Below are 24672 nucleotides of genomic sequence, written 5' to 3' on the forward strand. Positions count from 1 at the left end.
GGAATCCCCGGTGTGACGGGACTTCTGCCGCGTCTCGCACGGCTCGGAGAGCGGCAGAGCGGTGTGGAAGGATCATGGCATGGCGGAACGCTTCTCCTGGCCCGATGTCCTCACGTCTCTCCTCGACGGGCGCGACCTCAGCGTGTCGGAATCCACGTGGGCCATGCGGCGTGTCATGGCGGGCGAGGCGACCCCGTCGCAGCTCGCCGGGTTCCTTATCGCGCTGCGCGCCAAGGGCGAGACGGTCGAAGAGATCGTGGGCTTCCGTGACGCCATCCTCGAGGCGGCTGTCCCGCTCCCGGTGCGCGCCGAAGTCCTCGACATCGTGGGGACCGGCGGAGACCGCTTCGGCACCGTCAACGTCTCGACGATGGCGGCAGTGGTGGCGGCGGCATCCGGAGTCCCCGTGGTCAAGCACGGCAATCGCGCCGCGAGCTCGGCATCCGGATCCTCCGACGTCCTGTCGTCGCTCGGTATCGCTCTCACTCTCGATCCGGCCCACGTCGCCGAGACCCTCGATCGCACGGGGATCACCTTCGCGTTCGCCGCGGCGTTCCATCCCGGATTCCGTCACGCGGGGCCGACCCGGTCGGAGCTCGGCGTGCCGACGGTGTTCAACTTCCTCGGCCCGCTGTGCAACCCGGCCCGTGCGGAGGCGAACGCGGTCGGCGTCGCCCACCTCGATCGGGTCCCGCTCATCACCGGCGTCTTCCGCACACGCGGGGCGACGGCGCTCGTGTTCCGCGGCGACGACGGTCTCGACGAGCTGACGACCACCGGACACAGCCGGCTCTGGGAGATCAGCAGAGGCGATGTCCACGAGCACGACCTGGATCCTCGGGATCTCGGCATCCCGCTCGTCGAGATCGATGCCCTGCTCGGCGGCTCGCCCGATCACAACGCCGAGGTGGTGCGGCGCACGCTCGCCGGCGAGACCGGGGCGGTGCGCGACATCGTCCTCCTGAACGCCGCGGCCGGACTCGTGTCGTACCGGTTGTTCCAGGATGCCGCGCAGGTGCAGCGTCCGATCCTCGAGCGTCTGGCCGAGGCGATGGCGGATGCCGCTGCGGCGATCGACGACGGGCGGGCCTCAGCGAAGCTCGAGGCCTGGATCTCGACGACGCGGGAGCTCGCGGAATAACGCATGCGGCCGCTGGACGCGCTGAACGAGATCGCGTACCTGCTCGAGAGGGAGCGTGCGTCGCGGTACAAGTCGAAGGCGTTCCGGACCGCGGCGTCGGCGATCGATGGCCTCAGCGACGCGGAGCTGCGCGACCCGGGGCTCCGGCGGAGGCCCGGGATCGGCGACTCCACGTTCGCGGTCATCCAGCAGGCTCTGGCCGGGGAGGTTCCCGAGCGCCTCGCGGCGCTGCGGGCGACCGCGGGTGCCGTCGGTGGTGAAGAACTCCGTGCCGCGCTGCGGGGCGACCTGCACAGCCACAGTGAGTGGTCGGACGGGGTGACGCCGATCGAGGCGATGGTGGAGGCGGGTCGCGCGCTCGGACACGAGTACCTGGCCCTGACCGACCACTCACCGCGCCTGACCGTCGCGAATGGGCTGTCTCCCGAGCGACTACGCCGACAGCTCGAGGTCGTGCGGGGGATGAGTGGCGGGGGATTCACGCTGCTGTCGGGAATCGAGGTCGACATCCTCGACGACGGTGACCTCGACCAGGAGGATGCGCTTCTGCGCGAGCTCGATGTGGTCGTGGCATCCGCTCATTCCAAGCTCCGCATGGAGCGCGAGCCCATGACGCGTCGGCTCGTCGCGGCGGCGAGCGATCCTCGGGTGGACGTGCTCGGTCATGTGACGGGGCGTCTCGTCGAGGGCGCACGCGGGACGCGCCCGCCGTCGGAGTTCGACGCTCGCGCCGTCTTCGCCGCGTGTGCGGACTCGGGCGTGGCGGTCGAGGTCAACTCGCGTCCGGAGCGTCAGGACCCGCCGGACGAGCTGATCGCGATCGCCCTGGACGAGGGATGCCTGTTCTCGATCGACTCAGACGCGCACGCGCCCGGGCAGTTGTCGCTGCTCGACTACGGTGCTGCGCGCGCCGAGGCCGCGGGGGTGCCTCACGACCGCATCGTCACGACGTGGCCGCTCGAGCGGTTGCGGTCGTGGCTCGAGCGGGAGAGATGACCGCGCCGGCGCGCATAAACGCGATCGGCGCACAGAAACGCGCTGTCCTCGTGTTTTCGTGAGTGAATCGCGTTTATGCGGGGCTTCGCGGCACGCGGGGCGTCGTCACGCCGGCAGAGCCGCCAGGGCGCGCGTCATCGACGAGCCGAGGTTCCATCGCTCGGCGAGGGCCTCGGCGGCTGCGGTGCGCTCGTCGTCGCGCGGGCGAAGGGCGTCGTCGATGACCCCGAGGTCGAGGTCGCGCACGACGCGCACCACCGTGGGTGCCACGGCCAGGTAGTCGGCCGCCGCGAGGATCTTGGCGCGCTGCGCCGGCGTCCCGCCCGTGCCGGCTTCGGCGGCTGCGGCGATGCCCGCGAGGTCGGTGTGGGCGGTGAGCAGGGCGGCGGCCGACTTCTCGCCGATGCCGGCGACGCCGGGCAGCCCGTCCGAGGGGTCGCCCCGCAGGACCGCGAAGTCAGCGTACTGGGCCGCGTGGATGCCGTACTTCGCGAACACCGCTGCGTCGTCGACGACCTCGAGGTTGCTCATGCCGCGGGCGGTGTACACGATGCGGACGCCGCGCTCGTCGTCGATGAGCTGGAAGAGGTCGCGGTCGCCGGTCACGATGTCGACCGGCACCTGCGCGGTAGTGGCGAGCGTGCCGATGACGTCGTCGGCCTCGTGCTCGGCCGCTCCCACCACGGGGATGCCGAGAACGGCGAGCGCTTCGCGGATGAGGGGGATCTGGGCGACGAGAGGATCGGGAGCCTCTTCTCGATCGGGACCCGAGGCGACCGCCTCGACGACACGGTGCGCCTTGTAGCTCGGGAGGAGGTCGACGCGCCACGCGGGTCGCCAGTCGTCGTCCCAGCACGCCACGACGTGGGTGGGGCGATAGGTCGAGACGAGCTTCGCGATCATGTCGAGAAGTCCCCGTACCGCGTTGACCGAGGTGCCGTCGGAGGCGCGGACCTTGTCGGGCACCCCGTAGAACGCGCGGAAGTACAGGGACGCGGTGTCGAGGAGCATCAGGCGATCGGTCACGGCGTTCATCCTGACACGGGGTGGCCTCAGCCGCCGGTCGCCGTCCACGTGATGATGTCACCGGAGTAGAGCCCGACCTCGACGCTGCCCTCGTCGGCCTCGGCGATGGAGCCGTCGTGAACGACGTAGAAGGTGACGGTGGCGCCGGGAGCGACGTCGGTGATGTCGTACCGGCTGGGGTACAGGTCGGTCACCGCCGGATCGTAGGCCGCGTCCGCGTAGGTGCCGTCGGAGAGGCGGTAGCTCGTCGAGAACCGCAGCTGCCACGCGTCGGAGTCGATGGTCTCATCGGTGAGGTTGGTGATCTCGACCGGGGTCGCGACGAGTGAACCGGATGCCGAGAACGTCTCGGAGGTGATGTCGATCGGCGCGAGGGTGCGAATCGACCACACGTCGTCGCCGGTGTCGGAGTCGATGACGGTCTGGGCCGTGCCCCACGCCAGTTCGGACTCGGATCCGCGGCCGGGCGGGAGGGCGAGCCGCTGCGCGAGCGTGTACGTGTCGGTCTCGGGATCGGGAGCGGAGTCGACACCCGAGCCCGCGGAGGTGAAACCGGACACCACCGCGGCGATCAGGGCGATGAAGACGCCGAAGCCGACGATCACGATCGCGATCACCGCGGGCACGCGGGCACCGCCGCGGCGCGCCAGGTGCACGATCGCGAGCACGAGTGCGGTGACCAGCAGCAGCCAGGCGAGCGGCGAGGCCGTGAACGCGGCGATCGCTCCCACGCACGCGAGCACGAGCGCCGTGATGCCGAGGCCGCGCCGCGGGGGTCGCGCTCCGGCCGGGGAGGCGGAACCGTTCGGGGGAGAGCCCGGGCTCGGCCACGGGGCCGGGGCGCCGGGCGCGGCGGGGCCGATCGTGGGAGGGACGGTGACGGGAGCGCCGGGGCCGTAACCGGCGGACGCCGGACCGTACGCGGCGAACCGCGGTCGCCCACCGTTCGCGGTCTGATTCGTCATGTCGCCTCCCCGGTCCATCGTATGAAGGCCGCGGGAGTCGCGGCGACCCCTGTGGAAAGTCCGTGCGCCGACTCGACCTAGAGTGGCGGGATGTCGTTCGGCTCCCCCCGCGTGCGCCCGTCGTCGACCTCGGCCTGCCCGTGCGGGGGAGGTGAGTTCGGCCGGTGCTGCGGTCCGATCCTCGACGGAGCCGCGGCACCGTCGGCGGAGCGGCTGATGCGCTCCCGCTACACCGCCTACGTCGTCGGTGATCTCACGCATCTCGTGCGGTCGTGGCATCCGCGAACCCGTCCCGACGACCTCGATCTCGACAGTGACACCGTCTGGGAGGGGCTCTCGATCGACGAAGCGGACGAGCGCGACGACACCGCCGTCGTCGTGTTCCACGCCGCGTGGCGCCGCGGTGTCGAACGGCAGGTGATGTCCGAGCGCAGCCGGTTCGTCCGCCGGGGTGGGCGATGGGTGTACGTGGACGGCGACGTCGAATGAGGCCGTCAACCCCGCGGCGGCGTGTCGGGGGCCGCGCGTAGGGTCGAGAACCGCCCACCCGATGAGAGGAGCCGCATGATCCCGGAAAGATTGCGCGACCTGCTCGAGGAGCCGTACTACGGCGCCCTCGGCACGGTCCGACCCGACGGCACGGTACAGGTGAACCCGATGTGGTTCGAGTTCGACGGCGAGCACATCCTGTTCACGCACACGGTGACGCGGCAGAAGTACCGCAACCTGCAGCACAACCCCTCGATGAGCTTCATGGTCTACGACCCGGCGCAGCCGTACCGCTACATCGAGGTGCGCGGCCGTCTGGTCGATGAGGAAGCCGACCCGGAAGGCCTCTTCTACGTGCGGCTCGGGCAGCGCTACGGCAATCCCGAACAGCAGGCGCCGGACGACAAGGCGCACCGGGTGATCCTGAAGATGTCGGTCGAGAAGGTCGGAGGACAGTGACATGGAACGCATCGTGATCATCGGCGGCCACGGCAAGGTCGCCCTGCACCTGGCCGGGCTGCTGTCGGAGCGCGGCGACGAGGCGGTGTCGATCATCCGCAACCCCGCTCAATCGGCGGATGTCGAGAGAGCGGGGGGAACGCCGCTCGTCCTCGATGTCGAGAGCGCCGACGTCGACGCTCTCGCGGAGGCCTTCGCCGGGGCCGACGCGGTCGTCTGGTCGGCGGGTGCCGGGGGCGGAGACGCCGACCGGACCTACGCTGTCGATCGGGATGCCGCTCAGCGCGCTGTCGACGCGGCCGGGGCTGCCGGAGTCCGGCGCTTCGTCATGGTGTCGTGGATCGGCTCCGTGCCCGATCACGGCATCTCGCCCGACGACGCGTTCTTCGCCTACGCGGATGCCAAGCTCGCCGCCGACGACTACCTGCGCGCGAGCGATCTGGATTGGACGATCCTCGGGCCCGGCACGCTGACGCTCGACCCGCCCACCGGACGTATCACCACGGCGCCACAGGGATCCGCCGAGGTCGGGCGTGCGGATGTCGCCGCGGTCGCCGCGGCCGTCCTCGTGCAGTCCGCGACCATCGGTCGCTTCATCCGGTTCGGTGCGGGCGACACGCTCATCGCCGAGGCGATCGTCCAGGATCCCTCCGCCGACACCGAGGTCGGTTCGGAGTAGCGGTCAGTCGTCTTCCCCGTCGGTGTCGTCGTCGATCACGATGACGCCGTCGGGGATGGGCTCGCTCAGCAGTGGTTCCGCGGCGAGCGTGAGGTCGATGGTGGCGCGCAGCAGTCCGCCCGCCGTGGCGGAGCGCAGCAGCTCGATCTGGTCGAGCTCGCCCAGGGGAGCGATCGCCGCGAGCTGCCATGCCCGCTCGAGCGGCTCCTCGGACAGTTCGACCTCGGGGTCCCACCGGCTCCCGCCGAACTGGACCGCCCGCCCGAGCACGCGCCGCACGATGCGCTCGGCCTCGTCGAGCAGGGGAGCGAGGGCGTCGTTCCACTCGAGGTCGGGGAGGCGGCGGAGGTCGGCGCGCGGGTAGGGGTCGTCATCGAGCCACGCGACGATCTCGAAGCGTTCCGTGCCGCGGGCGACGATCTGGAGCTGGTCGGCCTCGGGCAGGACATGGCTCAACCGGGCCATCGTGCCGATCGCGAATCGCTGGTCGCCGCCGCCGGTCTCGGTGCCGCGCTCGATGAGCACGACGCCGAATGCCGGGTCGGACTCGTCGAGGAGCCGGCCGAGCATGACGAGGTAGCGCTCCTCGAAGATCCGCAACGCCAGGGGAGTGTGCGGAAAGAGGACGGCCCCGAGAGGGAACATCGCGGTACCCATCACCCCAGTCAACCAGGGCTCGAGAGCGTTGGGGTCGCCGGCGGCGAACTCGCCGATCAGCTTTCGTCGTCGCGCAAGGTCTCGTGCACGCGATGCAGGTCCATGAGGAGCGACCCCACCAGAACCCAGTGCGCGGCCGAGGGGGCGCGGATCTGCAGCGGCCGGGTGAGGGCCGGTTCCTCGGCCGCGATCGGAAGGTCGGCGCCCGTATCGACGGCGAAGGAGCGACGGACGTCGTGCGCCGCGCGATGCAGCTGCTCGGCGATGGCGCGGACCGAGGGTTCCTCGGCGATCGTCGCGTCGTAGCCGTCGTAGACGGCCCGGGTCATGCCGATCGTCTGCGTCACGACGGGCGTGAAGCGGTCCAGAAGGCCTTGCATCGCCAACAGATCCCTCCGGTGGCGACTGCTCCGGGGGTTGAGAGAGAGCGAGTCGGCGCCGTCCTCGATTGCGGCGGCCGCGGCATCCCGAACGGGGCGCAGCAGGCGCGCTTCGAGAAGGAGTTCCTCGAGGGATGCCGGTGTCTGGGGCGCTTCGAGCGCTTTCGCGAGACGCTCCAGGGCCGCCGCGAGCTCACGGCCGAGGACCTCGAGCTTCTCTCGCGCCGGCGGGACGAGCACCGGGGGGACCAGGGCGACGTTCACGATGATGCCGACCACCGCGCCGATCAGTGTCTCGAGCACGCGGTCGAGGGCGTAGTTCGGCGTCGCCGTCCCCAGGGCCAGGACGAGGATGGCGCTGATCGCGACCTGATTGGTCGCCCCGGGCGACATGCGCAGCGCCCAGGCGATCACCAGCGCCACGCCGGCCGAGAGGAGGATCACCCAGGTCGGGCTGCCGAGCGCGATGCCGAGGAGCGAGGCGATCACCACGCCGACGACGACGCCGACACTGCGTTCGACGGCACGGGTGAGCGACTGATTGATGCTCGGCTGCACCACGAGGAGGGCGGCGATCGCGGCGAAGATCGGCGGGGGCCCCTGCACCAGCCATCCCGCGACGAGCCACGCGGCGACGGTGGCGATCGCGGATTTCGCCACCTGGAGGAACGGCACCCGGCGTTTCGTCCGGAACGACAGGCTCTCGCGCATGAGTCGGGAGGGGATCGAGAGCACGGTCACTCCGGTCGGGCCACGATGGCCGGGGCGTTTTCGGCGACCCACCCCATGAGGGGAAGAACGTACGTCATGAGGTCGCGGCCGCGGTCGGTCAGTCCGTACTCCACCCGCGGCGGAACCTCGGGGTAGGCCGTGCGCACCACCAGCCCGTCCGCCTCGAGCGTCTTCAGCGTGCTCGCGAGCATCTTCTCGCTGATCCCCGAGACGTTCCGGCGGAGCACGCCCCACCGCTGCGTCCCGTCCGACAGGGCCATGAGCACGAGGATGCCCCATTTGCCCATGACGTGGTCGAGGACGACGCGCGTCGGGCAGCCGTCGGAGAAGACTTCCGGGTGTTCTGCGCGGATATCCGCAAGACTGACGCTCACGTGAGTACCTAACCAGAAAGTGGGTACCGACATTCCGGAATGTGCAGGGTGGGAGTGCGTTGTGGTCGACGTACCGACCGAAAGGACACTCCCATGACCCTCCTCGTCACCGCCGCCTCCGGCCACCTCGGCCGCCTCGTCGTCGACGCTCTGCTCGAGCGCGGCGTCGCGGCATCCGACATCGTCGCCGGTGTCCGCACCCCCGCCAAGGCGAGCGATCTCGCCGAGCGCGGCATCCGCGTCGTCGAGTTCGACTACGCGCGCCCCGAGACCCTCGCCCCGGCCTTCGACGGCGTGGACCGCGTCCTCCTGATCTCGGGCACCGACGCCGACCGCGTCGCGGGTCACGGCAACGTCGTGGAGGCTGCGCGCGCCGCGGGCGTCGAGCGCCTCGTCTACACGAGCTCTCCGCGCAACGATGTCGTCGACTACGCGCTCGGCGCCGACCACAAGGCCACCGAGGCGCTCATCACCGCTTCGGGGCTGGATGCCACGATCCTGCGGAACAACTGGTACACCGAGAACTACCTCGACACCGTGGCTCGCGCCGCTGAGACCGGCGAGATCGTCGCGGCGGTCGGCGATGCCCGTGTGGCCAGCGCGAGCCGTCGCGACTACGCCGAGGCTGCCGCGATCGCTCTGACCGGCGACGAGCTGCGCGGGCAGACCCTCGAGCTGTCGGGCGACGTCGCCTGGAACTACGACGAGCTCGCAGAGGCGGCGTCGGAGGTCGTGGGTCGTCCCGTGACCTACACGGCGGTGACCGTCGAGCAGCTCACCGCGGGCCTCGAAGCGGCGGGACTGGATGCCGGAACGGCGGCGTTCGTCGCGGGTATGGATCTCGCCATCGCGCGTGGCGCCCTCGAGCAGGCCGACGGGACCCTGTCGCGCGTCATCGGTCGCCCGACCACGCCGCTCGTCGACGGCCTTCGCGCGGGCCTCGCCGCGCGCTGACCGAACCGCGTGGGGTGCCGTAATCATCGGCACCTCACGCCGGATCGGAGGAATGGATCCGTGCGGTCAGGTGGCGTTGCCGCATCGCGAGGAACAGCGGGAACGTGAAGGCGAACGCCGTGAGGCCGGAGAGCACGACGTAGATCCACGCGAATCGCATCCCGATGCGGCGCGCCTCGACGATGATGAAGACGCTCCCGGCCACCGCCACGACGAGCAGATCGACCGTGATCGACGACACCGCGGGCCCGCTCGAAACGAGGTCGCCGAGGAAGTCCCTCATCTGCACGATCGCGAGGGCGTTGAAGGTCCACGTGCCCGCGAGGCCCGCGAGGGCCAGGACGAGGAACAGCACAGCGGTCGGAGTCCAGTGACGTCGAAGCTCGCTCATGGCCCCGATCCTGCCGCAGAGCCGATGTCGGCGGTGGGGGCTAGCGTCGAGGGATGGATGCCGCACGGGCCGAGCGGATGCTCGATGAACGGCGGCGCGAGGTCGACCACCGGCTCTCGCGCTTGCGCGAAGACGAGGCGAGCCTTCGACACGACCGAGCGGATGCCACGGCCGACGACGAGCACGACCCCGAGGGTTCGACGCTGTCGGGCGAGTGGGCGCAGGTCGACGCTCTGCGCCGGGGCGCCGAGGCGGAGCGGCTCGAGATCGACGCGGCTCGGGAGCGCGTGGCATCCGGGACCTTCGGACTCTGCGAGGTCTGTGGTCGGCCGATCGCCGACGCACGGTTGGAAGCGCGGCCGTTCGCCCGGCGATGCATCGCGTGCGCGACGTGACGCGCGCGGGCGGAACGTAGGCTGGAGGGATGGAACCGGTCCTCATCGCGCTGCTGTTCGCCAACGCCGTGTTCAACGTCGTCGTGTGGCCGCGGTTCTACCTGCGGGTCGCGAAGGACCCGCGCGCGAAGAACGCCGCGGGCAGGGCGACGCCGTTCCTGATCGTGCACACCGTGCTCATCGGTCTGGCGCTCGTGTTGGCCCTGGCGTCGCTGATCGCGGCGATCGCCGCGCTCGTCTCCTGACGCTTCGGTAGAATGGGCCGGCGGGTTCGCCCGCCGCACGCAGTGCACCTACCTACCGGCTCGGCAAGGCGGCACGTTCCCTCGCCCCCGGAGACCGCTCTATGACTCTGCCCGCCACCACCCACCGGTCGCTGATCCACCACACGGGCCTGTCGTACTTCCCCGTGGCGTTCGTGGCGCGTCTTCCCTTCGCGATGATGACGGTGGGCGTCCTCGCCCTGGTCGTCGCCGTGCGCGGCTCGGTGGCCCTTGGCGGGCTCACGTCCGCCGCCGTCGGGCTCGGTGTCGTCGTCGCGGGACCCGTCCTGGGCGATCTCGCCGACCGTTTCGGGCAGCGGCGCGTGCTGGTGCCGGTGGGCCTGGCCAACGGCATCCTGCTCTCGCTCTTCCCGCTGGTGGTCGCCGCCTCGGACTCGGACGCGCTGCTTCTGGCGTCGGCCGCGGCGATCGGGCTCACCGGTCCGCAGACCGCGGCGATGTCGCGCAGTCGCGTCATGGCGCTCATCGGCGAGCGCGTCGATCCGACGCGGCGCGAGCGCACGTTCTCACGCGCGATGGCGTACGAATCGGCCGCGGACGAGACGGCGTTCGTCATCGGCCCCTTCGTGGTGGGGCTGCTGGCCGCACTGATCGCGCCGTGGGCGCCGATCGCAGGCGCGGCGGTGCTGAGCTTCGTCTTCGTCACGGCGTTCGCCCTGCACCCGACCGGCCGCGCGGTGCCCGAGCGGTCCGAGCGCGCGGCGATGGCACCGGCGCGAGAGCTCCTGCATCCGCGGCTCCTCGTGCTGGTGGCCTCGGTGTTCGGCGTGGGCTTGTTCTTCGGCTCGACGCTCACCTCACTCACGGCGTTCATGGAAGCCCAGGGGGCGCCGGAGGCCGGCGCCCTGCTGTACGGCGTGATGGGCGTCGGGTCGGCGGTGCTCGCCCTCGCCGTCGCGGTGCTTCCCGCGCGCTTCTCGCTGCGCTGGCGTCTCGTCGCCTTCGCGAGCATCCTCACCGCCTCGGCGGGCGCGTACACCGTCGGCGGCTCCGTCCCCACCGTCACCCTCGTGCTGTGCCTCATGGGGATCGGTGTCGGTCCCTCGCTCGTCACGCTCTTCAGCCTCGCCGGGCACCGCGCCCCGCGCGGACGTACGGCCTCGACGATGACCGTCCTCGCCTCGGCGCTGACGCTCGCACAGGCACTCTCGTCGGCGGTGACCGGTGCGGTCGCCGAGCAGGTCTCGGTGGAGACGGCGATGCTCTTCCCGGCGGTGGCCGCCCTCCTGGTGCTGGCCATGGCCTGGGTGAACGCCTCGCGCAGCTCGCGGTGGGACCGGCCGTCGCTCTGAGCCTCACGCCGGCAGCGGGTAGCGCCGCCGCAGCAGGAGCCGCTGTCCGAGCGTCCACACCGTCGTCACGGTGAGATACAGCGCCGCCGCCAGGGGGACGAACAGCGCCACGACCGCTGTGGTGAACTGCAACACCCCGACCATCCCGGTCATCCATGCCGGACCGGACGGATCGGTCGCCGGGCGCAGGAGCCGTCGGGTGAGTTCGGCGACGCCGGCGATCACGACGACGATGCCGGCGAACACGGCCAGGGTCGTGGCATCCGTCGTTCCCGAGGTCAAGGCGCCGATGAGGCTGCGCCCCAGCGGGACCCCGAGCAGGTCGTGGGTGAGGAGCGTGTTGGCGTGCCCGCCCACCGTGGGGTGGAGGAACACCGCGTAGAGGATCCCGACGATCGGCGCCTGCGCGAGCAGCGGGAGGCAGCCGGCGGCGGGGGAGGTGTTCTCGTCGCGATACAGCTGCATCGTCTCGCGTTGGAGGCGTTCGGGGTTCTTGCGCCACCGCTCCTGCAGCACGCGCAGACGGGGCGCCAGACGGGCGCGCGTCTGCTCGGCGCGGGCCTGTGAGATCCCCACCGGGATGAGGATGAGTCGCACGACGAGGGTGACGGCCACCACGGCGAGAGCGGCGGCGAGACCCCCGGCCAGGGGCGTGAGAGCGTCGGTGAGGGCGAGCAGGCCCTGGGTGGTGAGATCGAGGAGAAAGGCGAGTGGGGGCAGAGCAAAGAGGTCCATGAGGGTTCCGTTCGTGGCGGCGATCGAGGGATCGGTGATCGAGGGATCGGTGATCGAGGGATCACTGCGCCACCGCCCCTCCGGAACGGATGCCACGGCCACCGTCACAGGACGGCGGGGGCGGGGGCTAGGCGGCGCGGGCCACGAATCCCGGCGCTCGAGGGCGGGGGTGCCCCGCTGCGTCGGGGTCGCTCTGCGTGAGCGGAGCGGAGGGATCGATCGGCCGCGGAGCGCGCGGCGTTGCGCCGGCGAGCAGAGCCGGCAGGACGACGAGGACGATCGCGACGGTGACGACGACGGCCGCGGCGAGGACCACGGCGAGCAGGGGAGCCCCGGTGCCGGGCGTGAGAGCGAGCTCGGCGGTCGCGAGGAGCAGGTTCAGCAGGGCGATCAGCGATGCGATCACGCGCGGCCTCCTCTCGACGTCTCTCCCACGCTAGCAGGGGCCGCTCGCTACGCTGGGGCCATGACCACCCTCGTTCTGACCATCGTCGGTGACGACCGCGCGGGCCTGGTGTCGTCCGTCGCCGACATCGTCGACGCCCACGGCGGCAACTGGGAGAACAGCGAGCTCGCGGAACTCGCGGGAGCCTTCGCCGGCATCGTCGAGGTGTCGGTCGCCGCCGATCGGGCCGATGCCCTCCGCGGCGCCCTCGAGGGGCTGGCGGGTACCCTCGCGGTCACGGTTCACCTCGGTTCACCCGAAGGAACGGCATCCGCTCCGCACAGTGTCACCCTCGACGTCATCGGCAACGACCGCTCGGGCATCGTGCGTGAGATCACGTCGGCCCTCAGTGCGCGCGGAGTGAGCATCGAGCGCATGTCGACGCAGACGACGGATGCCGCGATGGCGGGCGGCCGTCTGTTCGAGGCGTCCATCACGGTGACGCTCGTCGCGGGCGTCGAGGTCGACGACCTGGTCACCGAGCTGGAGCGCCTCGCGGCGGAGATCCAGGTCGACGTGTCGCTCGCGGACTGAGTCCCGCGTCCGCGCGCGGCTCCGCGCCTCAGGCGGCCCGGCGGCGACGTGACGCCAGCCGCGCGATCGCGCGCCAGCCCACGAGGAAGAGCGCGAGCGTGATCGCCGCGACGATCACGAAGGCGACAGCGACGCCCTGACCGCTCACCGCGCGCAGCACCATGCCGACGGCGACGGTCACCACCCAGACGATGAGTCCCGTGCGCACCGGAGCGAGGGGAGCGCGCCACCCGCGGCTGATCAACCACCCGAGGCCCAACGCGACGACGAACGGCCACGCCGTGGTCGCCAGCCCCGATCCGGCGGGGCCGAGGACGTCACCGTCGTGGGTCGCGCGCCCGATCGCGGCGAAGACGACGACGAAGACGAGGTCGACGAGCAGGACGAGCGCGGGGTGGATGCGGGAGGAGGTCACGGCATCCATTGTCCTCGTCCGGGCGCGGCATATCGTCCGCGTATCGGAAGGCGCAGACGCGCCGGCAACACCGCGGCGTGTGGGCTGGAAGCTCGATCACCCAGGAGACTCCATGCCGAACGCCCCGGTCCTCACCCCCGCCCGTGTCCTCGTCGCCGCCGCAGCGCTCACCGTCGTCGGGACGCTCACGCTCGCGCCGCGGGCGCTCATCCGTCCGTTCCAGGAGAGGGCGATCGACGCGTTCTTCCTCGTGACCGAGCGGTGGGGCGGCTTCGGCCTGGCGTACGACAGCGATGTCGTGATGAACGTGGCTCTGTTCGTGCCGCTCGGGATCGCGGTGGCGGCGCTGCTTCCCCTGCGGTTCGCGCCCGCCGCCGTGCTCTTCGGGGCCGCCGTCTCACTCGCGGTCGAGACTGCTCAGTCGTTCATCCCCGGTCGGGTGCCCGACGCCGACGACGTTCTTCACAACACCATCGGCGCGGGCGTGGGCACGGTGATCGTGATCGTCTCGCGGTTGGTGACGCTCGCGGCCGTCCGCGCGGGGGAGATGGCAGCGCGCGGGTGAGGAGCCTCGCGCCGACCGGGTCACCGCTCGTGAACAGCGGTCGGCCGGGGCAGGCGCACGCGCGCGTGCAGTCCGCCGCCCTCGCGCGGCCAGAGCTCGAGCGAGCCCTCGTGCACGCGCACGATCGCGACGGCGATGGCGAGACCGAGGCCCGTGCCGCCGTCCGCGGGGCGGGCACGCCCGGCCGCACGGACGAAGGGCTCGGGGAGCGTGGCCACCGTTTCACGGGACAGCACGGCGCCGGTGTTCGCGACGTCGATCACGACGCTGCGCGCGTCCGTCCGCACGGCGATCTGCACCTCGCGCGCAAGCTCGCCGTCGGGTGTGCTGTGGACGATCGCGTTGTGCACCAGATTCGTGAGCATCTGGCGGGCGAGCGTCTCGTCCGCGATCGCGACGGCGGGCGACGCGATGCGCGTGGTGAGCCGCGCGGATGTCCTCGTCGCGAGCGGAGCGAGCTCCCCGCACACCTCGGCGGCGAGGGTGTCGATCTCGACCTCGGTGCGCCCCACCACGCCGCCGTTCGAGGCGCGCGAGAGGGCGAGGATCGCCTCCGTCAGCCGGATCGCCCGCTCGTTCGTGTCGTCGAGGCGGGCGAGCAGCCGCTCGACGTCGACGCCCTCGGGATCAGCTTTCGCGACCTCGAGCATCGTGCGCATCGTCGCGTGCGGGGTGCGCAGCTCGTGCGAGGCGTTCGCCGCGAAACGCCGCTGCTCCTGCACGGTTTCGGCGATGCGCGCGAGCATCGCGTCGAAGGTGTCGGCGAGGTCGGTCAGCTCGTCCCGCGGGCCGGGGAGATCCACGCGACGGTCCAGGCTTCCATCGCGCACCGCCCGTGCGGCGTCGGTGATGCGGGTCAGCGGCCGGAGCATGAGACCCGCGACGATCCAGCCCCCGCCCAGGCCGATGACGGCGAGCCCGGCGACGGTGAACCACGCGTACTTCACGAAGACGTCGGCGAGGTCGCGGCGCGCGGGGGTGAAGAGGCCGCTCGTGGCGTAAAGGGTGCCCTCGGGCAGGAACCGCAGGACGAGGAAGCCCACCGTGAACAGGGCGATCCCGACGATCACGACGAAGACCGCGTAGCTGAGCGTCAGTTTGATGCGGACCGACAGTCCGGTCGGACGTTCACGCATCCGCGGGACCGATGCGGTACCCGACGCCGGCGACGGTCTGGATCAGCCACGGCTCGCCGAGGCGCTTTCGGAGCGTCGAGATCGTGATGCGCACGGCATTGGTGAAGGGGTCTGCGTTTTCGTCCCACGCGCGCTCGAGCAGGACCTCGGCGCTGACCACGCCGCCGCCCGCGGACATGAGTACCTCGAGCACGGCGAACTGCTTGCGGGTCAGCGAGACGTATCGGCCGTCGCGGTACACCTCGCGCCGGAACGGATCGAGACGGATGCCGTCGAGCTCGAGGATCGGGGGAGCCCCGGTCGCGGGCCGGCGCGCAAGCGCACGCAGTCGCAGCACGAGCTCTCTCAAGACGAACGGCTTCGTCAGGTAGTCGTCGGCACCGCTCTCGAAGCCGGAGGCCTTGTCGTCGAGGCGGTCGGCGGCGGTGAGCATGAGCACGCGGGGAGCGGCCGGCTGGACCGCGAGGTGGCGAGCGATCTCGTCGCCGTTGGGTCCGGGGATGTCGCGATCCAGGACGACGACGTCGTACGCGGTGTAGCCGAGTTGCTCGAGCGCGGAGTCACCGTCGCCGGCGATGTCCGCCGCGATCGCCTCCAGGCGGAGTCCGTCGCGGATCGCCTCGGCGAGATAGGGCTCGTCCTCGACGATCAGCACGCGCATCCCGTCATCGTAGGCGGGCCGGTGTATCGCGAGCGTATGTAGCGTGGAGTGATGGCGATCCGACTGCTGCTCGTGGCCGATACGCACGTGCCGAAGAGAGCCCGGACGATTCCGGATGCCGTGCGGCGAGCGGCATCCGAGGTCGATCTGATCGTTCATGCGGGGGATTGGGTGACCGAGGCGGTGCTGGACGAGTTCCTCGCCCTCGGGCCCGTGCTGGGGGTGTGGGGGAACAACGACGGTGCCGACCTGCGCGCTCGGCTGCCCGAGATCGCGCGCGCCGAGATCGAGGGGGTCCGCGTCGCCGTGGTCCACGAGACCGGTGCCGCGACCGGTCGGGAGAGACGGATGGACGCCGCGTTCCCGGACACCGACCTGCTCGTGTTCGGGCACAGCCACATCCCATGGGACACGACGACCCCGGCGGGTCTGCGTCTGCTGAACCCCGGATCGCCGACGGACCGCCGACGACAGCCGCGGTGCACGATGATGACACTCACGCTGGCCGAGGGGACGATCCGCGATCTCGCCCTGCACGAGGTCGTTCGCGACTGACGGCGTATCGTCCGCGTATGCGTCGCGCGATACGGCATGGCAACGGCCGGCGCACTGGACTGCTGCCATGGCCGTCCCCTCGCACCCCCTGTCCCGTCAACGCCGGCTCGTCTCCCTGTTCGCGGTGGCCGGCGTCGTCGTCCTGCTGCTCGCAGCCGTCGTCACCCTGGCGGTGACGCTGACCTTCTCGTCCTTCGCGACGGCCGTCCGGCCCGCGGGGATCTTCGTCCCGACCGAGGCGGACGGGCTCATCGCGGCCGATACGCCATTGACCGTCGACGACGACACCCATCCCGCCCTGCAGCGGTTGGATCCCGCCCTCCTCGAGGCGTTGCGTTCCGCACAGGTCGCGGCCGAGGCCGATGGCATCCGGTTCGACATCACCAGCGGGTGGCGCAGCGTCGACCTCCAACGTCGCCTCCTCGCCGACGCGGTGCGCACGTACGGCAGCGAAGATCTGGCGCGTGAGTACGTGGCGACTCCGGAGACCTCGAGCCACGTGACCGGTCGGGCGGTCGACATCGGAACGCTCGACGCCCAGTTGTGGATCATGGAGCACGGCCGCGAGTGGGGACTGTGCCAGACGTACGCGAACGAGAGGTGGCACTTCGAACGTGCGACCGAGCCCGGGGGCGAATGCCCCGTGCAGAAGCTCGACGCCCGCGGCTGAGAGAGACGACAAGGGCGTCGCAACCGGCCTTCCGGTGCGACGCCCTTCTCTGTGAGTGTCTCTGTGGGTGTCTCTGTGCGTGTCCTGCGCTCGCGGGCTCAGACGCGGCGGGCCGCCGAGGTCAGCGGGCACTCGAACGGGTCGCGGGCGGCGAGGCCCACGCGGTTCAGGTACTGGATCACGATGCCGTAGGACTGCAGCAGCGTCGTCTCGACGTAGGGCACGCCGAGGGTCTGGCAGTGCTCGATGACGATCTCTCGCGCGCGGCTCAGGTGCGGCCGCGGCATGTTCGGGAACAGGTGGTGCTCGATCTGGTAGTTCAGCCCGCCCATGAGCCAGGTGGCCCACCAGCCGCCCGAGATGTTACGCGAGGTCCGCACCTGCTTGCTGAAGAAGTCGAGCTTCGCGCCGGGAGCGATCACCGCCATGCCCTTGTGGTTGGGCGCGAACGAGGCGCCCATGTACACGCCGAACACCGCGAGCTGGACACCGAGGAACGCGAAGGCCATGCCGAGGGGGAGGAACACGAAGACCGGGGCCACGAAGACCGTGAAGCGCAGGGCGATGAGTCCCAGCTCGGTCCAGCGACCCTTGACCTCGCCGCGCGAGACCAGGTGGCGGATGGCCAGCACGTGCAGGTTGAGGCCCTCCAGCGTCAGCAGGGGGAAGAAGAGCCAGCCCTGCCGCTGGGTGATCCAGCGCTGGATGCCGCGGGCCTTGGCCGCGTCCTCGTCGAGGAACGAGATGGTGTCGATCTCGATGTCGGGGTCTTTGCCGACGCGGTTGGGGTTGGCGTGGTGACGGGTGTGCTTCGAGGCCCACCACGACTGGCTCATGCCAACGACGCCGTTGCCGATCCACAGCGCCAGACGATCGTTCGCGGGGCCCGAGGCGAAGATCTGACGGTGGTTCGCCTCGTGGGCGAGGAACGCCACCTGCGTGAACAGGATGCCGAGGGCTGCGGCGATCAGCAGCTGGAACCAGCTGTCGCCGAGGAGCACGAATCCGGCGATGCAGCCGGCGAAGGCCAGGACGAGGGCGGAGCCGACGAGAGCGTAGAACACGCGGGTGCGGACGAGGAGTCCGCTCTCGCGAACGACCTGGGACAGCTCTGTGTAGGCCTTCGCGATCGGGGGGAATTCGGTGGTGCCGGAGTAGGTCTGACGAACGGGGCCGAGACGGGACTCGACGATGGTGGAGGCGATGAACTGCTCCTCGTTTGAGGTGACCGGAGTCGGGATCCCGGGAGGCATCCTCGGGTTCGGCCAACCCTACGTGCCGACGTATGAGGGCTCCGGTATACGTCCACATGTGCAGGAGCCTCACGGGGAATACACATCTGCCGGACCCTCTCCGTTCACCTGCGAGCACAACGAAAGCCGGGCCGCCGCACGTGCGGCAGACCCGGCCTTCGGGTGTTGCGGAGCTTAGAGGGGGCGGATGTTCGCCGCCTGCATGCCCTTGGGGCCCTGCTCGGCGTCGAATTCGACCTTCTGCGCTTCCGTCAGCTCCTTGAAGCCGTTGCCCTGGATCGCGCTGAAGTGCGCGAACAGGTCGGCGGAGCCGTCATCGGGAGCGATGAAGCCGTAGCCCTTTTCGGAGTTGAACCATTTCACGGTGCCAGTGGCCATCGTGTTCTTCCTTTATTCATGTTGGGCCGCATAAGCGACCGTGGGCGCCGTTCCGACGAACGCGGAGCGGACGGGGACGCCGCGACACCGAGGTGGTGCCGCGTACGCGATGCCCGTCGACAGCGGCCTGAGCCGCCCCGACGGACGTGTGAATGCCGAGGTTCTCGCCGAGCGGACCCTGGGCTTCAAAGCCCGAGGTGGCCGCGCCGACGAAACCGGCATAGTCGGATCCGGCCGTCGCGACGAAGACGTCGAGATCGGCCTGGCGCCACGACAGTGGCGAAGGGTGAAGCGAAGACACAGAAACTTTCCGCGGGAGGCAGGCGATGACCGATGTCATCGAGCGTGCCGTGCGACGATGTAAGGAGGGACCACGGTGGTGAACGGCTCGGTGCCGTCCGCCCGACATCTCATCGATGAGGCGGGCGTCCATGAAGCAAATCCCAGAATTGATGATTCAACGGTAGCACGGATGCCCACGGGACGCCCGGGAGATTTTCGCGGACGTCGCCGGACGGTGGACTGGGGGCATGGCATCCGGGATCGACGACTCCACCGACGATGAACGCTGGCTCGTGATCGACGGTCGTCGATGGCGCCGCACGGATCCGGCGTTGCCGGCAGACCTCGCCGATCGGCTGAGATCCCACCTCGGACGCGCCCGCTCCGCGGTGCGGACGACGAAACGTGCGGGGGATGCCGACGGAACGGCCCAGGCCCGCCGCCGCGTCGGACTGGCCAAGGCGGGGCTCGGTGAGCGGGGCCCGCGGTGGTGGGAGGACGACGTGGTCGCCCGCATCGAGCGCGCCCGCGCCGCGATCGAGGAGCTCGACCGGCTCGCCCCGCCGAGAGCAGACCTCGGGCCCGACGTCAACGCGTAGCGCTCGTCGCGGCGACCCGGTGGGCTGGGGGTTCGTCAGAAAGAGGGAGTGTCATGACATCCACCGACACCGAGCTGGACACGCTCAACGACCTACTGAAGAAGTTCCGCTTCGCCATGGTCACCACGCGGGCCGAGGACGGCGCGCTCCACGCTCACCCGTTGACCGTCCAGGAGCGGGAGTCCGACGGCGACCTGTGGTTCATCGTCGGTACGCACGCCTCGGCCGTCGAGCATGTGCGGCGGGACCCGAAGGTCGGACTGTCGTTCAGCTCGGACAGCACGTGGCTGTCGCTCGCCGGTCACGCCGAGGTCGTCGACGACCTCGCGAAGCTCAAGGAGCTGTGGTCGACGACGGTCGAGGCGTGGTTCCCGGACGGCCCCGAGTCCCCGGGGGTCACGCTGCTGAAGGTCTCCGCGCTGACCGGCGAGTACTGGGGGAGTGCAGGAGGGCGCCTCGCGACGGCGATCGCCCTGGTCACGTCGAAAGTGACCGGTGAGCGCCCGAAGGGCGGCGAGAACGAGAAGTTCGATCTGACCGACTGATGCGACGAAGGGCCCCGCGCGCGGGGCCCTTCGTGTGCGTCATCCTCCGGAGGGGTTGTCGACGGGCTCGCCGTCGTCGTCGGTCGTGTCGGGAATCTCTGGCGCGTCGGCGGTCTCGAGCTCGTCGGGCTCGTCGGCGGTGTCGTTCGTACGGTCCGGTGTCGTGTCCATCGGGCGACCCGATCACGGACTCCCGCGATTGCGTGCGGGCCTTGCGCGTGCTCCCCGTGTGTGTCAGCGCTGCGGGCGTCAGCGCCGGGCGGGAGCGCTTGTGTGAGCGCCCCGCGTGCCAGCGCAAGCCCCCGAGCGCGGGCGGTGCGATTTGCAACGATGACGCCATGTCACGACCCGAGGTGCGCTCCAAGCCGTGCGCTTACTGCGGACGCCCGTTCACCGATCGCAAGCGGTGGAGCGGACGTGACCAGTGGGACGAGGTCCTCTACTGCTCGCGTGGGTGTCGCGCCAACGCCGCGAGACAGAGGCGGCGCGCGTGAGGGCCGCACTGATCCTCGCGACGCAGCAGTTCGCCGAGCACCCCGCCTACGCCGACGACGATGTCGAGGAGTTCTTCTTCATCGAGTCGGCGCCCCGCTTCCGCAAGCTCCCGTACCACCGGCACAAGATCGTGCTGTTGATCTCGGCGATGCGGCACACCGCCGCCCGGCTCGAGGCCGAGGGGCGGACGGTGCGTCGGATCACCCTCGCCGACGACCTCGGCTTCAAGGCGGGTCTGGAACACCTGCTGCGGGAGCACCGCGTCACCGAGTTGACGTGGATGAGCGATCCGAATCGCCCGGTCGACGAACGGATCTCCCGCATCTGCGCCGATCACGACGTCGAGACCGACGTCCTCCCGGACGGGCTCTTCCTCACCCCCGAAGAAGAGGTCGACGGGTGGTTCGCCGAGCATCCGACCCCGCTCATGGAGGACTTCTACCACTGGCAGCGCCGGCGCACCGGCATCCTGATGGACGGGGGCAAGCCCGCGGGCCGGCGCTGGAACTTCGACGCCGACAACCGCAAGGCCCTGCCGAAGAAAGGTGTGGAGATCCCGCCCCTGCCTCAGCTCGAAGCCGACGACATCACGCGCACGGTCATCGCCGAGGTCGACGAGCTGTTCCCCGAGCACCCGGGAAAGGCGGAGGAGTTCTGGCTTCCGGTCACCCCCGAGGACTCGCGCGACTGGCTCGACGTCTTCGTCGCCGAGCGGCTGCACGACTTCGGGCGCTACGAGGACGCGATGAAGGCCGACGAGCCGTTCCTCTTCCACGCGATCATCTCGCCGATGCTGAACATCGGGCTGCTCACCGTCGAGGAGGTGGTCGCCGCCGCGACCCGCACGGATGCCCCTTTGGCATCCGTCGAGGGGTTCATCCGTCAGGTGATCGGGTGGCGCGAATACATGCGCGGGATGTACCGGGCGCACCCGAAGCTCGAGCACGTCAACGCGCTGCATCTCGAGAAGCGGATCCAGAAGTACTGGTACTCCGGAGAACGGATGCCGAGCGACCTGCCCATCCCGGTGCGCACCGTGCTGGAGCGGGTGCACCGCTGGGGCTACGCGCATCACATCGAGCGACTGATGGTGCTGGGCAACTGGTTCCTGCTGCAGGGGTACGCGCCGCGTCAGGTGAACGCGTGGTTCCTGGCGCTGTTCGTCGACGCGTACGACTGGGTGATGGTGCCGAACGTCATGGGCATGAGCCAGTTCGCCGACGGCGGCTTCGTGGCCACCAAGCCCTACGTCTCGGGTGGGGCCTATCTGCAGAAGATGGGCTCGTGGTGGCCGTCGGCTCAGGATGCCAAGGAGTCGGTGTTCACCGACGCGTACTGGGAGTTCCTCGAGCGTCACGAGGACGTGCTGGCGGGCAACCACCGGCTGGGGCTGGCCCTGGCGCAGATGCGGAAGCGGCGGGACGCGCGGGCGTAGCCGTGGTCTCCGCGCGGCGCGGGCGAAACTCCTGAGAAAACCGCTCCGTCGTGGTGGCGCGCTCGGCTGAGACCGCGACGCCGCGGAGAAGTCAGGAGTTTCGCCCGCGAGGCGTCAGCTCTTCAGCTTGTTCAGCGCCGACCCCTTGTGAGCCGCGGTCGACCCCGACTTCTCCGACTTCACGATGTAGGCCGGGTCGTCGTCGGATGCGGTGAACTTCTGGCCGTCGTGTTGGAAGTCCTTCGTCTTCTTCTCGACGACTTCGCCCTGCGTGCGCCCCTGCGGGGTGTCCCAGCTGACGCGGTCGCCCTTCGACAGATCCTTCGACATGTGCGGTTCCTCTCGTTCGGTCCCGCCATGCTCCCGACCCGGCCGGCCGGGGATCGGGGGATTGACAGGCTCTGGCCCCTACGTGGTCCGAGGACGAACCGCAATGCCTCGGCGATGTCGGAGCCCGTGCGTAGCGTCGTCCCTGGGCCTTTCGTTTCCCGGCCCACGACGTGAGGAGAGCCATGACCGAGCCGACCACCACGAACGGCGGCGCCCCCGTCGCCAGCGACGAGCACTCGCAGAGCGTCGGAGCCGACGGCTCCATCGCCCTGACCGACCACTATCTGATCGAGAAGCTCGCGCAGTTCAATCGCGAGCGGGTTCCCGAGCGCGTCGTGCACGCGAAGGGCGGCGGGGCGTTCGGCACGTTCCGCACCACCGGCGACGTCTCGGCGTACACGCGCGCGGCGCTGTTCCAGCCGGGCGTCGAGACCGAGATGCTCGCGCGGTTCTCGTCCGTCGCGGGCGAGCAGGGCAGCCCCGACACGTGGCGCGACCCCCGCGGATTCTCGCTGAAGTTCTACACGACCGAGGGCAACTACGACCTCGTCGGCAACAACACCCCCGTCTTCTTCGTCAAGGACGGCATCAAGTTCCCCGACTTCATCCGCTCGCAGAAGCGCTTGCCCGGTAGCCACCTGCGCGACAACACGATGCAGTGGGACTTCTGGACGCTGTCGCCCGAGAGCGCCCACCAGGTGACCTGGCTCATGGGCGACCGTGGCATCCCGGCCTCCTGGCGCCACATGAACGGCTACGGCTCGCACACCTACCAGTGGATCAACGCCGACGGCGAGCGCTTCTGGGTGAAGTACCACTTCCACACCGACTTCGGTCACAAGACCCTCACGCAGGACGAGGCCGACCAGATCGCGGGTCAGGACGCCGACTTCCACATCCGCGACCTGTACGCGGCGATCGAGCGGGGCGAGTTCCCGACGTGGACGCTCAAGGTGCAGATCATGCCCTACGACGATGCGAAGACCTACCGCTTCAATCCCTTCGACCTGACCAAGGTGTGGCCGCACAGCGACTACCCCGAAATCGAGGTCGGCACGATGGAGCTCAACCGCAACCCGGGCAACTACTTCGCCGAGATCGAGCAGGCCGCGTTCGAACCGTCGAACTTCGTGCCCGGCATCGACGGCAGCCCCGACAAGATGCTGCAGGCGCGCATCTTCAGCTACGCCGACGCGCACCGCTACCGCGTGGGCACGAACTACCAGCAGCTGCCGGTCAACCGTCCGCACACCGAGGTGCACTCGTACTCGAAGGAGGGCGCGATGCGCTACGAGTACAACCCGCCCGAGGTGCCCGTCTACGCTCCCAACTCGGCGGGTGGCCCCGCGGCCGATCCTCGTCGTGCCGGTGACGGCGGATGGCAGAGCGACGGCGAGCTCGTGCGGTCGGCGGCGACCCTGCACCCCGAAGACGACGACTGGGGACAGGCCGGTGCTCTGGTGCGCGAGGTGATGTCAGCCGAGGAGCGCGATCGTCTCGTCGAGACCATCACCGGACACGTGGGCGGCGTGACGCGCAAGGACGTCCGCGATCGTGCCGTGCAGTACTGGAAGAACGTGGATGCCGAGATCGGCTCTCGCGTGGAAGACGGGCTTCCGCCGCTCGAGGACACGACCTCTCCCGGCGAGCAGCTCAGCGAGCCGAATCCGGACGGCGACCTCGTGGGCCGCGACGTCGCGGGCAAGATCTGACGGCTGCCCCACGGGGCGGGGAGTGCCGGTTCCGGCACGCCCGCCTCGTCGGGGCCGGTTCCGGCACGCCCGCCCCGTGGGGGCACTTCGGCGGGGAACGCATCCGTCTCGGCGGGGAACGCGTCGCGGGTCTACAGCCGCGCGCGGTCGGTTCGGGTCAGGCGGAACCGGGATGCCAGCACCCCGGCCACGAGTGCTCCCGCGCCGCCGGCCATCATGTCGCCGATCGTGTCGTCGTAAGTCACGAAGATGGCATCCGTGATGAAGCGATAGCCGAACCACTCGACCATCTCCCACGCGGCGCTCAACGCGAGCCCGGTGATCGTCGCGATGACGATCGGGACGCGGCGGCGGCCCGTGGGGGCGACCACGCGCGCATCCTCGAGGAGAACCAGCGCGACAGCCGCGAGCACGCCCGTGCACGCGAGGTGCACGACGAGGTCCCAGCCCGTCCAGGCGCGGTACAGGTCGATGACGTTGCTGCCCGCGGCCACGAACACCGTGACGCAGGTGATGAGGTCGAGACCCGAGCGCAGCCCGATCATCCGCGACAGCATGACCGCGGGCAGCGACATCGACAGCACCGCGAAATCGGTGAACGGCAAGGTGAACAGGGACACGATGACGGCGACGATCGCGACCGCCCGCACGAGGTCGGCCAGCCAGTCGGTCACGCTGCGCGGGGGACGTTGGAGGTTCGCGTACATGGCCCG

Annotated in this window: 34 protein-coding genes; 18 read left to right on the forward strand and 16 right to left on the reverse strand. The window is 70.2% G+C overall.

Features of this window, described 5'->3' with window-relative positions; all coding sequences use genetic code 11:
• Positions 1-79 precede the first annotated feature (79 nt).
• On the forward strand, positions 80-1141 hold the full coding sequence (gene trpD / locus ACMW4R_RS10415; protein WP_058595113.1) for an anthranilate phosphoribosyltransferase: 1062 nt from the start codon (positions 80-82) through the stop codon (positions 1139-1141).
• A gap of 3 nt (positions 1142-1144) precedes the next feature.
• On the forward strand, positions 1145-2137 hold the full coding sequence (locus tag ACMW4R_RS10420; RefSeq protein WP_058627761.1) for a PHP domain-containing protein: 993 nt from the start codon (positions 1145-1147) through the stop codon (positions 2135-2137).
• Positions 2138-2242: 105 nt separating this feature from the next.
• On the opposite strand, the gene ACMW4R_RS10425 is transcribed toward ACMW4R_RS10420, so the two are convergent.
• Together ACMW4R_RS10425 and ACMW4R_RS10430 are read right to left on the reverse strand one after the other, a co-directional pair.
• A complete protein-coding gene (locus ACMW4R_RS10425; protein WP_058630077.1) occupies positions 2243-3163 on the reverse strand; it encodes a 5'-3' exonuclease in 921 nt (306 codons plus the stop codon).
• A gap of 26 nt (positions 3164-3189) precedes the next feature.
• Positions 3190-4128 carry a hypothetical protein gene (locus tag ACMW4R_RS10430; protein ID WP_418299844.1) on the reverse strand — a complete coding sequence of 313 codons (939 nt, stop codon included), beginning with the start codon at positions 4126-4128 and terminating at the stop codon, positions 3190-3192.
• A 90-nt stretch (positions 4129-4218) separates the two neighbouring features.
• Between ACMW4R_RS10430 and ACMW4R_RS10435 the strand changes: the two genes are divergently transcribed.
• The 3 genes from ACMW4R_RS10435 (at position 4219) to ACMW4R_RS10445 (ending at position 5755) form a co-directional block, all read left to right on the forward strand.
• On the forward strand, positions 4219-4617 hold the full coding sequence (locus ACMW4R_RS10435) for a YchJ family protein (RefSeq protein WP_058595110.1): 399 nt from the start codon (positions 4219-4221) through the stop codon (positions 4615-4617).
• Positions 4618-4692: 75 nt separating this feature from the next.
• Positions 4693-5076: a PPOX class F420-dependent oxidoreductase gene (locus tag ACMW4R_RS10440; protein WP_058595109.1), complete on the forward strand. Its 384-nt coding sequence runs from the start codon at positions 4693-4695 to the stop codon at positions 5074-5076.
• Position 5077: 1 nt separating this feature from the next.
• Positions 5078-5755 carry an NAD(P)H-binding protein gene (locus ACMW4R_RS10445; protein ID WP_418299845.1) on the forward strand — a complete coding sequence of 226 codons (678 nt, stop codon included), beginning with the start codon at positions 5078-5080 and terminating at the stop codon, positions 5753-5755.
• A gap of 3 nt (positions 5756-5758) precedes the next feature.
• Here ACMW4R_RS10445 and ACMW4R_RS10450 read toward each other — a convergent pair whose 3' ends face one another.
• From ACMW4R_RS10450 to ACMW4R_RS10460, 3 genes are read right to left on the reverse strand one after another with little or no spacing between them, the layout of a single operon-like run.
• Positions 5759-6412 (reverse strand): LON peptidase substrate-binding domain-containing protein, encoded by a 654-nt coding sequence (locus ACMW4R_RS10450; protein WP_058615319.1) that lies wholly within the window; start codon positions 6410-6412, stop codon positions 5759-5761.
• Between the two features lie 56 nt (positions 6413-6468).
• Positions 6469-7527, reverse strand: a complete 1059-nt coding sequence (locus tag ACMW4R_RS10455; RefSeq protein WP_418299846.1) for an FUSC family protein — start codon at positions 7525-7527, stop codon at positions 6469-6471.
• 2 nt (positions 7528-7529) lie between these two features.
• The gene (locus ACMW4R_RS10460; protein ID WP_058597231.1) at positions 7530-7898 is read right to left on the reverse strand and encodes a winged helix-turn-helix transcriptional regulator; all 369 of its coding nucleotides are present in this window, start codon (positions 7896-7898) and stop codon (positions 7530-7532) included.
• A gap of 93 nt (positions 7899-7991) precedes the next feature.
• On the opposite strand from ACMW4R_RS10460, the gene ACMW4R_RS10465 reads away from it, so the two are divergent.
• Positions 7992-8852: an SDR family oxidoreductase gene (locus ACMW4R_RS10465; RefSeq protein ID WP_058597230.1), complete on the forward strand. Its 861-nt coding sequence runs from the start codon at positions 7992-7994 to the stop codon at positions 8850-8852.
• 34 nt (positions 8853-8886) lie between these two features.
• Here the strand turns inward: ACMW4R_RS10465 and ACMW4R_RS10470 are convergent, their stop codons facing one another.
• Positions 8887-9243, reverse strand: a complete 357-nt coding sequence (locus ACMW4R_RS10470; RefSeq protein WP_418299847.1) for a DUF2834 domain-containing protein — start codon at positions 9241-9243, stop codon at positions 8887-8889.
• Between the two features lie 53 nt (positions 9244-9296).
• On the opposite strand from ACMW4R_RS10470, the gene ACMW4R_RS10475 reads away from it, so the two are divergent.
• The 3 genes from ACMW4R_RS10475 (at position 9297) to ACMW4R_RS10485 (ending at position 11214) form a co-directional block, all read left to right on the forward strand.
• Positions 9297-9638, forward strand: a complete 342-nt coding sequence (locus ACMW4R_RS10475; protein ID WP_418299848.1) for a TraR/DksA family transcriptional regulator — start codon at positions 9297-9299, stop codon at positions 9636-9638.
• A gap of 29 nt (positions 9639-9667) precedes the next feature.
• Positions 9668-9883 carry an SCO4848 family membrane protein gene (locus ACMW4R_RS10480; RefSeq protein ID WP_418299849.1) on the forward strand — a complete coding sequence of 72 codons (216 nt, stop codon included), beginning with the start codon at positions 9668-9670 and terminating at the stop codon, positions 9881-9883.
• A gap of 101 nt (positions 9884-9984) precedes the next feature.
• A complete protein-coding gene (locus ACMW4R_RS10485; RefSeq protein ID WP_418299850.1) occupies positions 9985-11214 on the forward strand; it encodes an MFS transporter in 1230 nt (409 codons plus the stop codon).
• Positions 11215-11217: 3 nt separating this feature from the next.
• Here the strand turns inward: ACMW4R_RS10485 and ACMW4R_RS10490 are convergent, their stop codons facing one another.
• Positions 11218-11949 (reverse strand): YidC/Oxa1 family membrane protein insertase, encoded by a 732-nt coding sequence (locus tag ACMW4R_RS10490; protein WP_418299901.1) that lies wholly within the window; start codon positions 11947-11949, stop codon positions 11218-11220.
• 127 nt (positions 11950-12076) lie between these two features.
• Positions 12077-12355 carry a DUF6412 domain-containing protein gene (locus ACMW4R_RS10495; RefSeq protein WP_363337039.1) on the reverse strand — a complete coding sequence of 93 codons (279 nt, stop codon included), beginning with the start codon at positions 12353-12355 and terminating at the stop codon, positions 12077-12079.
• Between the two features lie 60 nt (positions 12356-12415).
• Here ACMW4R_RS10495 and ACMW4R_RS10500 point away from each other — a divergent pair, with 60 nt between their 5' ends.
• Positions 12416-12928 carry a glycine cleavage system protein R gene (locus ACMW4R_RS10500; protein WP_363337037.1) on the forward strand — a complete coding sequence of 171 codons (513 nt, stop codon included), beginning with the start codon at positions 12416-12418 and terminating at the stop codon, positions 12926-12928.
• A 28-nt stretch (positions 12929-12956) separates the two neighbouring features.
• On the opposite strand, the gene ACMW4R_RS10505 is transcribed toward ACMW4R_RS10500, so the two are convergent.
• Positions 12957-13352, reverse strand: a complete 396-nt coding sequence (locus tag ACMW4R_RS10505) for a DUF3054 domain-containing protein (RefSeq protein WP_058626863.1) — start codon at positions 13350-13352, stop codon at positions 12957-12959.
• A gap of 103 nt (positions 13353-13455) precedes the next feature.
• On the opposite strand from ACMW4R_RS10505, the gene ACMW4R_RS10510 reads away from it, so the two are divergent.
• The gene (locus ACMW4R_RS10510; RefSeq protein ID WP_418299851.1) at positions 13456-13908 is read left to right on the forward strand and encodes a VanZ family protein; all 453 of its coding nucleotides are present in this window, start codon (positions 13456-13458) and stop codon (positions 13906-13908) included.
• Between the two features lie 20 nt (positions 13909-13928).
• Here the strand turns inward: ACMW4R_RS10510 and ACMW4R_RS10515 are convergent, their stop codons facing one another.
• Together ACMW4R_RS10515 and ACMW4R_RS10520 are read right to left on the reverse strand one after the other, a co-directional pair.
• On the reverse strand, positions 13929-15044 hold the full coding sequence (locus ACMW4R_RS10515) for a sensor histidine kinase (protein ID WP_058628745.1): 1116 nt from the start codon (positions 15042-15044) through the stop codon (positions 13929-13931).
• Complete coding sequence (locus ACMW4R_RS10520) at positions 15037-15705, reverse strand: response regulator transcription factor (protein ID WP_418299852.1); 669 nt, start codon at positions 15703-15705, stop codon at positions 15037-15039. Before ACMW4R_RS10520 ends, ACMW4R_RS10515 begins: the two co-directional genes overlap by 8 nt.
• A 51-nt stretch (positions 15706-15756) precedes the next feature.
• Here ACMW4R_RS10520 and ACMW4R_RS10525 point away from each other — a divergent pair, with 51 nt between their 5' ends.
• Positions 15757-16260: a metallophosphoesterase family protein gene (locus ACMW4R_RS10525; protein WP_418299853.1), complete on the forward strand. Its 504-nt coding sequence runs from the start codon at positions 15757-15759 to the stop codon at positions 16258-16260.
• A 67-nt stretch (positions 16261-16327) separates the two neighbouring features.
• Positions 16328-16930, forward strand: a complete 603-nt coding sequence (locus ACMW4R_RS10530) for a M15 family metallopeptidase (protein WP_418299854.1) — start codon at positions 16328-16330, stop codon at positions 16928-16930.
• Positions 16931-17028: 98 nt separating this feature from the next.
• On the opposite strand, the gene ACMW4R_RS10535 is transcribed toward ACMW4R_RS10530, so the two are convergent.
• A complete protein-coding gene (locus tag ACMW4R_RS10535) occupies positions 17029-18183 on the reverse strand; it encodes a fatty acid desaturase family protein (RefSeq protein ID WP_058626865.1) in 1155 nt (384 codons plus the stop codon).
• A 174-nt stretch (positions 18184-18357) separates the two neighbouring features.
• Positions 18358-18561, reverse strand: a complete 204-nt coding sequence (locus ACMW4R_RS10540) for a cold-shock protein (RefSeq protein ID WP_013583139.1) — start codon at positions 18559-18561, stop codon at positions 18358-18360.
• Between the two features lie 530 nt (positions 18562-19091).
• Between ACMW4R_RS10540 and ACMW4R_RS10545 the strand changes: the two genes are divergently transcribed.
• A complete protein-coding gene (locus ACMW4R_RS10545; protein WP_058596694.1) occupies positions 19092-19442 on the forward strand; it encodes a hypothetical protein in 351 nt (116 codons plus the stop codon).
• A gap of 53 nt (positions 19443-19495) precedes the next feature.
• Positions 19496-19987, forward strand: a complete 492-nt coding sequence (locus ACMW4R_RS10550; RefSeq protein WP_058596693.1) for a pyridoxamine 5'-phosphate oxidase family protein — start codon at positions 19496-19498, stop codon at positions 19985-19987.
• A 39-nt stretch (positions 19988-20026) separates the two neighbouring features.
• Here ACMW4R_RS10550 and ACMW4R_RS10555 read toward each other — a convergent pair whose 3' ends face one another.
• Positions 20027-20158 (reverse strand): hypothetical protein, encoded by a 132-nt coding sequence (locus tag ACMW4R_RS10555; protein WP_275044576.1) that lies wholly within the window; start codon positions 20156-20158, stop codon positions 20027-20029.
• Positions 20159-20325: 167 nt separating this feature from the next.
• Here ACMW4R_RS10555 and ACMW4R_RS10560 point away from each other — a divergent pair, with 167 nt between their 5' ends.
• Together ACMW4R_RS10560 and ACMW4R_RS10565 are read left to right on the forward strand one after the other, a co-directional pair.
• Positions 20326-20481, forward strand: coding sequence for a DUF2256 domain-containing protein (locus ACMW4R_RS10560; protein ID WP_081317363.1), 156 nt, complete (start codon positions 20326-20328; stop codon positions 20479-20481).
• The gene (locus tag ACMW4R_RS10565) at positions 20478-21917 is read left to right on the forward strand and encodes a cryptochrome/photolyase family protein (RefSeq protein WP_418299855.1); all 1440 of its coding nucleotides are present in this window, start codon (positions 20478-20480) and stop codon (positions 21915-21917) included. The genes ACMW4R_RS10560 and ACMW4R_RS10565 overlap by 4 nt, the downstream gene beginning before the upstream one ends.
• Before the next feature lie 114 nt (positions 21918-22031).
• Here ACMW4R_RS10565 and ACMW4R_RS10570 read toward each other — a convergent pair whose 3' ends face one another.
• Complete coding sequence (locus ACMW4R_RS10570) at positions 22032-22247, reverse strand: DUF2945 domain-containing protein (RefSeq protein ID WP_058613150.1); 216 nt, start codon at positions 22245-22247, stop codon at positions 22032-22034.
• Positions 22248-22429: 182 nt separating this feature from the next.
• Between ACMW4R_RS10570 and ACMW4R_RS10575 the strand changes: the two genes are divergently transcribed.
• Positions 22430-23959 (forward strand): catalase, encoded by a 1530-nt coding sequence (locus tag ACMW4R_RS10575; RefSeq protein WP_418299856.1) that lies wholly within the window; start codon positions 22430-22432, stop codon positions 23957-23959.
• Positions 23960-24090: 131 nt separating this feature from the next.
• Here the strand turns inward: ACMW4R_RS10575 and ACMW4R_RS10580 are convergent, their stop codons facing one another.
• Complete coding sequence (locus tag ACMW4R_RS10580) at positions 24091-24666, reverse strand: hypothetical protein (RefSeq protein ID WP_418299857.1); 576 nt, start codon at positions 24664-24666, stop codon at positions 24091-24093.
• Positions 24667-24672: the final 6 nt, after the last annotated feature.

This window comes from Microbacterium sp. S1037, assembly GCF_048381605.1.
In the GTDB taxonomy this organism is placed as follows: Bacteria; Actinomycetota; Actinomycetes; order Actinomycetales; family Microbacteriaceae; genus Microbacterium; species Microbacterium testaceum_B.